This is a genomic window from Streptococcus sp. HMSC065C01 (genome assembly GCF_001813525.1).
Classification (GTDB): domain Bacteria; phylum Bacillota; class Bacilli; order Lactobacillales; family Streptococcaceae; genus Streptococcus; species Streptococcus parasanguinis_V.
Map to the genome: position 1 here is coordinate 163,602 of NZ_KV812856.1, position 10,510 is coordinate 174,111.

A 10,510-nucleotide genomic window follows, 5' to 3' on the forward strand; every position below is an offset into this window, starting at 1 on the left:
AAATAGAGGTTTTTCAGTCCTTTCAGATCTGATAAGTGTTTTCTTTGGCACTGGATTGTGTTACAATTTTTAGTAACAAGTGTTTATAACAAGGAAACAGAAAAGATGAAACAGAGGAAAAGCGCGTGGCAAGATATTTAGTAGGGCCTTACAATAATAGTTGGAACTTTATGGATGCGCTTGAAAAAGCGCAGGATGGTGATACCATCGAGTTTGAAAATGGGTATGTCTTTCAATGGCCGACAAATAAAGTGATCGAGATCGACAAGAACCTTCATTTTGTGGGGCATGTGGTCCCAAATCCAAATGGCAATGGGCGCATGTTTAACAACACGATTGAGGCTTCCTTCCGATTTGTAGAGGGAGCTCAGGTGACATTTGAAGATCTGTGGTTTAAAGTTGGTGGGAATTACACTACCTTGCTCTTATGGAATAGCTCAGATATCACCTGTAAACAGGTCTATTTTGAAGCAACCACTCCAACAAATAATGAATTTTTTATCTATATGGATACGCATTCGAAGTTGACACTGGAAGGAGTCGGGATGAAGGTTCCGGAAAAACACCAAAGTGCCATCGGTATGTCCGCTTCGGAATTGACTATTCGCAATTCAACGATCTTTTCTAAGATTGATCTGTCAGAAGGATCTAAATTGGCCTTAGAAAATGTCCATATTGAAATATTTGGGAATAATACGATCCATGCCAAGGACTCAGAAGTGATCGCAAAAAATTCAACGATTACAGGCGGGGATCTGGAAAAGGACTTTCCACCAGTTTGGTTGAGGAATGTCATCTGGGAGTCTGAAAACTGTAAAATTGAGTTGCCTACTGGTACTGGGGTCTGTCTTGATAATAATGTTCAATTCAATTCGGATTCGGATCATATGACCTCCATCAATTCATACAATAGTATGATCCGAGCTCATCAAGCTACATTTTCAGAATTTTTATGCGTCTATGAAGAATCCTTTGCTTCCCTGACTGGAGAAACAACCTTCTTGAATGAGAATGCCGAAACCATTTCATTTGGAGTTTTTGATGATGGTGTGCTGATGGCTGAGCATATGATTTGTCATAAGATTGCGGATCCCAATATACGGCTTCAAGGTGGAGCCTTTGCGAAGGTGGGCACCATGACCTATAAGCAAGGGGATGCGCGTGATCTGACCAAGGAAATTGAGGATGACTGTGATTATCTTGTTGGTAGAGAAGTGGCCAAGGGCAATGCGCAAGTCGTTCCTACGGGACAAGCGACGGATGCAACGGTGGCTCCAACTACCGCAAGAGACTCTGGACCAGAGAAGAAACAAGATGCTCTTCAAGAACTCAATAGCCTGATTGGTCTTGAAAAAGTCAAACATGAGATCAAGAAAATGATCAACATGGTGGAATTTAACAAGAAACGAATCGCCAGTGGCAAGGCTCCTGAAAAACAAACCCTTCATGCTGCCTTTATGGGAAATCCTGGTACAGGGAAAACCACTGTGGCCCGTCTATTGGGACAAGTGCTCTTTGATGCAGGTGTCCTCTCAGGGGAAGAATTCCGTTTCGTGGAAGCAACGGAGTCCGATCTGATCTCTTCGAATATTGGAGGAACAGCTGAACAGACCCAAGCCCTGCTTGAAAAAGCGCGAGGAGGCATCCTCTTTATTGATGAAGCCTATAGCTTGGATAAAAAGGACAGCGGTGCGGACTTTGGGATCGAGGCGATCAATACCATCCTCAAATTTATGGAGGACAATCGTGACGACATCATGATTATCTTTGCCGGCTATACCAAGGAAATGGAGGAGTTCTTAAAAACCAATCCAGGCCTTCGTTCTCGGGTGCCAAATAATTTCATCTTTGAAGATTTCACAGGAGATGAGATTGTCCAACTAGGTGAAATGATCCTAAGCAAAGGGGACTACAAACTCGAAGACCGAGATTACTATGCGCGGCACGTTAAGCGGGCTTATGATGGCTCGCTAGATAAGAGCAATGGTCGCTGGATCCGGAACCTGGATGAGCAATTGACCAAGACCATGGCAGATCGGGTGGTGGCCCAAGGTTCCGACGATATTGAGACCATCCTCAATAGCGATATCGATGCTGTCCTTAACCAAGGTAAGTATCAAGCAGGAGCCGACAAGGAAGAAGATGGGATGGCTGCCCTCAACCGTTTGGTTGGAATTGCTAAGGTGAAAGAGCAAGTCGAACAATTCGTAGCCATGGCTGAGTTCAATCAAAAACGGGCTGAACAAGGTGGCATCGTCGAAGATACGACCTTGCACTCTCTCTTTCTTGGAAATCCTGGTACAGGGAAGACCACCGTGGCCCGTATTTTGGGCAATATCCTCTTCCAAAAAGGGGTTATCAAGCAGAAGAAATTCATTGAAGTTTCGCGGAGCAATCTGGTTGGAGGCTACCAAGGTCAAACAGCCTTGAAGACGCGTGAAGTTTTGGAAAGTGCACTGGGTGGAGTCCTCTTTATCGATGAGGCCTATACGCTCTATACCGGTTTAAATGACGATTTTGGGAAGGAAGCCTTGGACGAAGTCCTCAAATTTATGGAGGATCACCGTCGCGATATCGTCATTATCTTTGCTGGTTACACAAAAGAGATGCACGACTTCTTGCAGGTCAATTCAGGTCTACAAAGCCGGATCCCGACTACATTTGATTTTGAAGACTACAGCCCAGATGAGATCGTTGAGATCGGTCTGTTAGGATTGCGTAAGCAAGGCTACCAAGTCAATGAAGCCCTTTACGGAGAGATTGTGAAAGGGAATTATATGCGTGCTAATGACCATAGTAATGGTCGCTGGGTTCGCAATCTTAATGAAAAACTCTTGCGTCAAGTATCAACTCGGGTAACCCGTGAAGGTAGTACAGACTACAATTCCATTTTGGATCAAGATTTGGAAGCTTTGAGAGAGAATAGCAGTTCTGAACAACCCCATACCGTGGATGATCAAGGTTATGTTCTTCCTTAAGCTAGAAGGGACAAGAAAAAGGATATCCCTTCAGTTGAAGACAAAGTCTTCTTAGAAACTTTCCTTAGGTGAGTACGGACGTCAGCGAACTTCTACGAAGTTCCATGACTAATTATTGAGCCTAAGGTCTCAATAATTCCGAGTGCCTGAAACTGAATAGTTTCAGGCACTTTTCTCACAGCGGAAAGTTTCGGTATTTCTTGATTTGTTCTAAAAAGAACTCATTTTTATTTCTTTTCAGAATCACTTAACCTATCTTATATTAAAAAAGGTTGTTTATGTTCTAAAAGAATTCTATATGGACTTATGGTATACTAGGAGGAGATTATTCACTTATGAAGGAGAAAACAATGGTTTTACCAAATTTTAAAGAAAACCTCGAAAAATACGCTAAATTGTTAGTGGCGAACGGAATCAACGTGCAACCTGGCCATACCTTGGTCTTGAACATTGATGTGGAACAAAGAGAATTGGCCCACTTGATTGTGAAGGAAGCCTATGCTTTGGGTGCGCACGAAGTGATTGTCCAATGGGCCGATGACTTCACTACCCGGGAAAAATTCCTCCATGCACCGATGGATCGTTTGGACAATGTGCCAGACTATAAGATCGCGGAGATGAACTACCTCTTAGACCACAAGGCTAGTCGCTTGGGTGTGCGCTCGTCTGATCCAGGTGCCTTAAATGGTGTTGATGCAGAGAAGCTTTCTGCCTCAGCTAAGGCTTTGGGCATGGCCATGAAACCAATGCGCATCGCTACTCAATCCAACAAGGTCAGCTGGACCGTTGCTGCTGCAGCAGGACTGGAATGGGCGAAAAAGGTCTTCCCAAATGCGGCGAGCGATGAAGAAGCAGTGGATCTCCTGTGGGATCAAATCTTCAAGACCTGCCGGGTCTATGAGGAAGATCCAGTCAAGGCTTGGGAAGAGCATGCAGCTATTCTCAAGAGCAAGGCAGATACACTAAATAAGGAACAATTCTCAGCCCTTCACTACACAGCGCCTGGCACCGATTTGACTCTTGGCTTGCCGAAAAATCACGTCTGGGAATCTGCCGGAGCCATCAATGCCCAAGGTGAAAGCTTCTTGCCAAACATGCCGACAGAAGAGGTCTTCACAGCTCCTGACTTCCGTCGCGCAGAAGGTTATGTCACCTCTACAAAACCGCTTAGCTACAACGGAAACATCATCGAAGGGATCAAAGTGACTTTTGAAAATGGAGAAATTGTGGATATCACAGCTGAAAAAGGCGATCAAGTCATGAAAGATTTGGTCTTCAAAAACAAGGGAGCGCGTGCCTTGGGTGAATGTGCCCTCGTACCAGATCCAAGCCCAATTTCCCAATCAGGCATTACCTTCTTTAACACTCTCTTTGATGAAAATGCCTCTAACCACTTGGCCATCGGGGCAGCCTATGCAACCAGCGTAGAAGGTGGCGCAGAGTTCACAGAAGAAGAACTCGAAGCAGCCGGCCTCAACCGCTCAGACGTCCACGTCGACTTCATGATCGGCTCAAACCAAATGAATATCGACGGCATCCGAGAAGACGGCACCCGCGTCCCAGTTTTCCGCAACGGGGATTGGGCAATTTAAGGAGAAACTATGATTGGAAGTATGTTTGTCGGTCTTTTGATCGGACTTCTAGCTGGAGCTATCACCAATCGTGGCGAACGCATGGGATGTTTTGGGAAAATGTTTCTGGGCTGGATTGGTGCCTTTTTAGGACAATTACTCTTTGGTGCTTGGGGACCAAGCCTAAACGGTACAGCCATTATCCCATCGATTCTTGGTGCCATGATTTTATTAGCCATCTTCTGGGAAAGAGGAAGCTAGGTTTAACTTGCTAAAACAGATAGAGTGGTTGGAAATCTTCCAACCTCTTTTTTAGTCAAAACTTGATCATCAAAGTAAAATCAGGTATCATGGAAGGTATGTTTTGTTATGAATAAATAAGATAATTATGGCTGTGGTAGACTGGTGAAAAGTTAGTTCAGATTCTCCGTCTAGGAATGAAACAGTATAGAAAGTAAGAGACGTGTATGTTTAAACCAGCAAAAATCGAACGGTTGCCGAAAATGAACTTTCGCTATCATTTGTTAAAAGTCGATGGAGAGTGGTATTTGATGGAGGTCGATCGTCCGATTATTATCACCTATTTTCTGCCATGGTTTGTTTTTTTTATTCCTCATAAAGCCTATCAGCTAACAGAGGATGAAGTAGGAGCCATAGCTCCAAAAGTATTTGAAAGAGACAAGAAGCATCAGAGTTTAGTGAATAACAAAATTGGGAAGACCTCGCTTGGTCTAGGTGTAACCTCCATGCTATTAGCAAGGGCGTTTCCAATAGAAAAATACCTAAATTTTACCTCTCACTTGCTTAATCTATCCTTGATGATGTTGATTTTAATTTTTGTAGTGGGACTTTGGATTTGGATGGGTAGAGGGGAAGGGATGCATGAAATTGTGGCAGATAAAACACCTCGAAAAGTGTATTGTTTCCCAGCAGACACAAAGAACATAATATTACCACTAACATATGCAACTATTCCTATGGTAATGTTCATTGCAGCATGTTATGCAATTTTAATAAACTTTGAGCCCAATTTTATAATACATTTTGGTCTATTAATCTCATCATTTCTGTTTTTATCATCTGGGAATTTAATTTTTTATTCCCCAATCTACTCTTTTAAAGCTAAAGTCAAGTAGATCCAGTCGAGTGATACTCAGAAGTAGGAGTAACATCAATCTGCTTTTTTGCCTTAAAAGAATGTTTTAGACAAGAAAAATACCTAACCGAGAGCTTTCTCAGTTAGGTATTTTTGTCATTTACGCTATTCTAAAATCAAGAGTCCTTCTTTGATTTCAAATGGGTTGTTTGGATTGATGCGGTCATAGAACATGATGCCGTTGGTGTGGTCGATTTCGTGTTGGACGACGATGGAGTTGTAGCCTTTGAGTTTGATGCGTTTCTTTTCACCGTCTTTTGTGAAATACTCCACCGTCACGCGCGCGTGGCGGACCACATAGCCTGGGACATTGCGGTCTACAGAGAGACAGCCTTCCCCGTCTCCAAGCGCCGCATCTTGAACGGAATGGGCGACAACCTTTGGATTGTACATGACTTCTTGAAGACTATAGGCTTCTTTTGGTGGGTTGCCATCGGCATCTTCTGGATTGGGCACCAAAACAGCGATAATCCGTTTTGAGATATCCAGCTGAGGGGCAGCGAGTCCCACTCCTCCACGGAGGCCAAGTTTTTCAGCCATAACAGGGTCTTGAGAATGGTGCAAGAATTGCATCATTTTTTCACCCAGGATAATTTCCTGATCAGACAAAGGGAAGGTCACATCTTCTGCAACAGCTCGAAGTGTGGGATTTCCTTCGCGGATAATGTCATCCATATCGATCAAATGGGACGCTCTTGTAACTTTTTCAATTGCTTTCATCGTTTTACTCTCACTTTCTTTCTACCCTCCATGATAACACAAAAGAGCCTAAAATTAAAGTTATCTGTCGACGGTTTCCGCATGTTTGATGGACAAATCATTCATCCTTTTTGCATCTAAAATCGTATAGACTCTCCCTTCTCTTTGGACTAAGCCCTCTTCGATCATCTGCTTGATGACGCGGCTAAGGTGGCGGTAGCTGATCCCAAAATGCAGGGCCAGCTGATTCATCTTGGGCTTGAGGGTCCCATTTTCATCGCAATGTTCCATAAAATGAGTAGCGAGGCGTTCCTTGACCGAATAATGAAAGTTGGCAGGAGCCAAATAGTTGATCTGGTGCAATTTCTCAGCCAAGGTCTTGGCCGTAGAACGCAAAAAGGTCGGGTCCAGCAGTAGGCGGTCCTTGAAATGCCGAGCAGAGAGCTGGACGACTAGTGAGTCTTGGTCTGCAATGACCGATGTGATACAGACCCGATCGAGCAGGAGCTCAATCTCTCCTAACAGTCCAGGTTTTTCTTGGATTTCAAGGATGGTGTCGCTACCATTTTCAAGACTGTGGACGATCTTGAGCCGGCCTTTGAGAAAATAAGGAATGACATCTTGGTCAGAACCCTGGCGGCAGATATACTCTCCAGCCTGATAGAGAACAAGGTCCAGCTGACTAAGACAGTCACCTGGAAAGATCTGATCCAATTGGTAGTCAGTGATGATCTCCATGAGTTTCGTAGATGGGGAAATTTTTTTCATCTTAATCTCCTAAAATAGGACAAATGTCCTGTTTTTCTCTTTCTAAATTGATTATACTAGGATTCTATTGAAAATACCAGTTTGAATCTTTTCTAAATAAATTAGTAAAGTCAAATGTTACCAGTAAAGTGTAGGAAATAAAAAAATGAAAAAAATAATGGAAAGAATCAGTCTCTTGAGCTTGTCGCTCATGCTGATCTCATCATTTTCAATTACAGCCGGTTTGCCGGCTATGAAGGCCTATTTTAGCCAATTTGGATATTCAGCAGGCCAGGTGGAACTCTTGGTTTCCCTGCCGGCCTTTGCGGTTGTGGCCATGCTCTTTTTAAATAGCCTGATCGAGCGGTGGATGAGTGAGCGCCAGATGATTGTCGCAGGGCTTTTGCTCTTTTCAACTAGCGGCCTTGTGCCTTTGGTCGTGCAGGACTATCCTCTCATCTTTCTGAGTCGTATTCTCTTTGGTTTGGGGACAGGAATGATCAATGCCAAGGCTATTTCGATTATCAGTGAGCGCTACTCAGGCAATGACAAGACTCGGATGCTGGGCTATCGGGGGTCTGCTGAAGTGGTGGGCTCTGCCATCTTGACTTTTATTGTTGGACAACTCTTACCCCTAGGCTGGCCAGCGATCTTTGCCGTATATGGAGGTGGTTACTTGATTTTACTCCTCTATATCCTTTTTGTCCCCTATCCTAAGGGGAAAAAACAGGCTAGCTTGAAGGAGAAAAAGAAAGGTTCCGCACGCCTTCGCTCCCCTCAATGGCGTTTTAGTCTGATGCTAGCCGTGATTGCTGGTATCATCATTTGTTTCAATTCCATCATTAGCCTGCGCGTGCCGGATATCATTGTTGATGCTCGTATGGGAACGGCGACAACAGCTGGAACAGTCCTAAGTCTGATGCAATTGACAGGGATTGTAGCGGGAGTGGGATTTGCTAGTTTGACACATGTTTTCAAAAAGAACTTGCTCATGATCATGTGCTTTGGTTTCGGTCTAGCGTTAGCCTTGATTGGCTTGTCCGGACAGCTGTGGAGCCTGGTTCTAGGAACCCTCTTGGCAGGATTTACCTACAGTACGGGGGTCACCAGTATCTTTTATCACTTATCTGAAAAAATCCCGACCAATCTCCTGAACCTTGCGACCTCGCTTGTCTTGATTGGCTGCAATCTTGGATCAGCCGTCTCTTCTTTCTTCATCCAGTTGGTGACGCCACTAGCTCCTTCCAATCATCTGCTCTTTGTCTTGATTGGTGTTTTGATGGTTGGAACAGGAGTCTTCGCCTCACAATTACTAGCACGAACGAAATGATTGAGAAATCATTTCGTTTTTTTAATTCAATCTATTGCGTCCTGTCACTAGCTCGTGTTATTATAGGAGGAGTGTGAAAAAAAGATTAGTTTAAAGGAAAAAATAATGAAAAGAATCATGGAGAAAGTGAGTATTCTCGCGCTTTCATTTATATTGACGACTTCGTTTTCGATTTCGAGTGCGCAGTCGGCCATGTTTGCCTATTACAAGGGAATTCCTCACAGCATGATTGAGCTCTTGGTCTCGCTTCCTTCTGCAGGGATCATGGTTTCACTCATCTTCAATAAATGGATTGGGCGACTATTTTCAGAGCGTCAGATGATTGTGACAGGCCTAGTCGCTTACGCTCTATGTGGCTTTATTCCCTTAATCAGTCCAGCCTATCCAGTTGTCTTTTTGTCTCGGATTATTTTCGGGATGGCGGTTGGCTTGCTCAATGTTTCTGCCATTGCCATTATCAGTGAGCGCTATAAAGGAAAAGAACGTGTCCAAACCCTTGGCATTCGGGGTTCTGCAGAGGTTGTTGGGACAGCTGTTTTGACCTTTGGAGTGAGTCTCTTGATTCGCTTTGGCTGGCAGGCTGCCTTTCTCGTCTACGGTATCAGTATTCCAATCTTACTTTTATATCTCTTATTTGTGCCATATGGATCTATGACGGAAGCAGTGGAGGAAAAACACCGGGATGTCAAGATGACGGGGGAACAATGGCGGACAGCGCTCGGCTTAGCAGTCGTTGCGGCGTCGATCGTCTTGTCCAATGTCATGATCACCGTTCGGATTCCAAGTGTGGTCGAGCAAGTAGGGCATGGTACTGCCCAAACTGCTGGGATTATTTTAGCAGCCATGCAATTTGTTGGGATCTTGGCAGGTTTGGCCTTCTCGCCCTTGACCCAGCTGTTTCGCGATCGCTTGTTGGTAGTTTCGGGAGTGGCCTATGGTTTGACCCAACTGTTGATCGGGGTTTCTACCAATCTCTGGATGCTCGCCATTGTGACCATCCTTGCAGGTTTTGCCTACAGTGTAGCTCTTACAACAGTTTACAATGTCTTGTCAGATAAGATGCCAGCAGGGGTCTTGAGCCAGGCAACGTCCATGGCGGTTTTGGGATGTAGTACAGGTTCGATCGCAACGACCTTTGTCCTTAGTCTATTAGGGACGATCTCATCTACTCCAGCCTTCATTTTTGGATTTTCTGGTATCCTCATGATCCTGATTTCCTTTTTTGGCCTTTGGATTGTGCGAAAGAGCGGGAAGTAATCATGCGGCTAGATAAATTTTTAGTGGATTGTGGCGTGGGGAGTAGGACCGAGGCCAAGCAGCTTCTCAAGCAAAAGAAAATCACAGTGAATGGGAAAAAAGAGACAGCAGGGAAGCTACAGATTGATCCAGACAAGGATCAGGTGACCTTTATGGGGGAAAATCTGGTCCATGAAACCTTTGTGTATTATCTGCTCAATAAACCAGCTGGGGTCATCTCCGCTACAGAGGATGACCATCACCTAACTGTGCTGGATCTATTGGATGAGACAGCTCGTCATAAGGAAGTCTTTCCTGTCGGACGGCTAGATATCGATACCCGTGGCTTGCTACTTTTGACCAACAATGGGAAGTTGGCTCATGCTATGCTTTCACCGAAGAAGCATGTGTCGAAGGTCTACCGTGCCCAGGTGGCTGGGATCATGGCTGAGGCAGATGTGGCCCGTTTTGAATCAGGCATTGCCCTCAAAGACTTCACGACTTTGCCTGCGAGATTGCAGATCTTAGAGGTGGATGAGGCAAGCGCCAGTTCCTATGTCGAAATTGAAATTGCAGAAGGAAAATTCCATCAGGTCAAGCGCATGGTCGCTGCCTGTGGCAAGGAAGTAGTGGATTTAGAGCGGATCTCTATGGGTCCTCTAACACTAGATCCCACTCTTCAATTGGGAGAATGGCGGAGACTCCAACCTTCTGAACTCAAGTCCCTAGAGGTGTTTGGAGTTCCCTTATAAGCAAAAAACCAAGAGGCTGGGACAAAAGTCCTAGCCTCTCA

At 44.6% G+C, this 10,510-nt stretch carries 9 protein-coding genes; 7 read left to right on the forward strand and 2 right to left on the reverse strand.

The genetic code is table 11. The annotated features are described in order from the left end of the window. Positions 1–125 precede the first annotated feature (125 nt). From HMPREF2918_RS05335 to HMPREF2918_RS05350, 4 genes are all read left to right on the forward strand, one after another. The gene (locus HMPREF2918_RS05335; protein WP_070594790.1) at positions 126–2,978 is read left to right on the forward strand and encodes an AAA family ATPase; all 2,853 of its coding nucleotides are present in this window, start codon (positions 126–128) and stop codon (positions 2,976–2,978) included. 350 nt (positions 2,979–3,328) lie between these two features. Beyond that, positions 3,329–4,570 (forward strand): aminopeptidase, encoded by a 1,242-nt coding sequence (locus HMPREF2918_RS05340; protein ID WP_070594811.1) that lies wholly within the window; start codon positions 3,329–3,331, stop codon positions 4,568–4,570. A 9-nt stretch (positions 4,571–4,579) separates the two neighbouring features. After that, on the forward strand, positions 4,580–4,810 hold the full coding sequence (locus HMPREF2918_RS05345; protein ID WP_003010011.1) for a GlsB/YeaQ/YmgE family stress response membrane protein: 231 nt from the start codon (positions 4,580–4,582) through the stop codon (positions 4,808–4,810). A gap of 206 nt (positions 4,811–5,016) precedes the next feature. Then, a complete protein-coding gene (locus HMPREF2918_RS05350) occupies positions 5,017–5,685 on the forward strand; it encodes a DUF443 family protein (RefSeq protein ID WP_070594791.1) in 669 nt (222 codons plus the stop codon). Positions 5,686–5,810: 125 nt separating this feature from the next. Here the strand turns inward: HMPREF2918_RS05350 and def are convergent, their stop codons facing one another. After that, entirely contained in the window at positions 5,811–6,425 is a 615-nt protein-coding gene (def, locus tag HMPREF2918_RS05355) for a peptide deformylase (RefSeq protein WP_003004253.1), read from the reverse strand. Between the two features lie 60 nt (positions 6,426–6,485). Beyond that, positions 6,486–7,172: a cyclic nucleotide-binding domain-containing protein gene (locus tag HMPREF2918_RS05360; RefSeq protein ID WP_070594792.1), complete on the reverse strand. Its 687-nt coding sequence runs from the start codon at positions 7,170–7,172 to the stop codon at positions 6,486–6,488. A gap of 145 nt (positions 7,173–7,317) precedes the next feature. Here HMPREF2918_RS05360 and HMPREF2918_RS05365 point away from each other — a divergent pair, with 145 nt between their 5' ends. From HMPREF2918_RS05365 to HMPREF2918_RS05375, 3 genes are all read left to right on the forward strand, one after another. Continuing rightward, positions 7,318–8,481 carry an MFS transporter gene (locus tag HMPREF2918_RS05365; protein ID WP_070594793.1) on the forward strand — a complete coding sequence of 388 codons (1,164 nt, stop codon included), beginning with the start codon at positions 7,318–7,320 and terminating at the stop codon, positions 8,479–8,481. Between the two features lie 105 nt (positions 8,482–8,586). Continuing rightward, the gene (locus tag HMPREF2918_RS05370; RefSeq protein WP_070594794.1) at positions 8,587–9,738 is read left to right on the forward strand and encodes an MFS transporter; all 1,152 of its coding nucleotides are present in this window, start codon (positions 8,587–8,589) and stop codon (positions 9,736–9,738) included. 2 nt (positions 9,739–9,740) lie between these two features. Continuing rightward, a complete protein-coding gene (locus HMPREF2918_RS05375) occupies positions 9,741–10,469 on the forward strand; it encodes a pseudouridine synthase (protein WP_070594795.1) in 729 nt (242 codons plus the stop codon). Positions 10,470–10,510: the final 41 nt, after the last annotated feature.